Source organism: Streptomyces hilarionis, assembly GCF_024539675.1.
Classification (GTDB): Bacteria; Actinomycetota; Actinomycetes; order Streptomycetales; family Streptomycetaceae; genus Streptomyces; species Streptomyces hilarionis.
Window position 1 is genome coordinate 1 of the sequence record NZ_JAHHIT010000378.1, and the last position, 774, is coordinate 774.

Genomic DNA, 774 nt, shown 5'->3' on the forward strand with positions numbered 1-774 from the left:
TAAATGTAGGGGGCATTGGTCTTGGCCGCTATGCTCGAATCCTCCAACGTGCGACCCCTGGGGCTGGTGTTCTGAACATCCCCGTAGCCTGCGTCTCGGACATGGACGTCATGCCTGATTGCGCACCAGAAATTCTGGGGTTGGTGGAAGGTGCAGACGATCCAAAATGGGAAAACACTGCACAGAGAAAGTGGCGCGCAACGCGCGATTTTGGTGTCAATGATGATAGCCGGCTTCTCGGCTTGGAGGAGCGACGCCGCCTGCGTAAAGCGAACGACGAACAGAATGTAAAAACGTTCGTGGCGGGGCAATGGACGCTGGAATACGACTTGGCCTTCAGCGGCATGGCACGCGAGGTGTTGATCGCTGCACGCCTGGCTGCTAAGGATGAGGCACTTCATGCTGGTCGGGAAACACATGATCAGATCATTAAGCGGGCCATAGCTGAGTATGACAGCTATTACAGTTCGAACATGTCGCCCGAGCAAGTGAGTTCTACTGTCTATGCCCTGTTCCACCGCAAGGTTGCCTCAAAGGCCATCGCAGCTCAGTACCTCGTCGACATTTTGGAACAACGCTATCAGGGGGTTGTGGTGCCGTGCGAGGGGCTGGAGGAAAGGCTCCCCAGCTACCTCGTTGAGGCGATCACTTATGTGACCTCTCGCCTGGCAGTGCCCCACGAGCAGCACCAGCCATCACAACACCCATCTGAGCGGCAGACACCATGATCACGTTCCGTGACCTGGTGCCCGAAATCACCGAAGAGGACATCGG

1 protein-coding gene is annotated in these 774 nt (G+C 56.5%); it reads left to right on the forward strand.

The window, feature by feature from the left end; translation table 11 throughout:
* The coding region (locus KMS84_RS43625) for a hypothetical protein (RefSeq protein ID WP_256921244.1) at positions 1-728 on the forward strand (728 nt) is incomplete at its 5' end.
* Between the last annotated feature and the right edge of the window lie 46 nt (positions 729-774).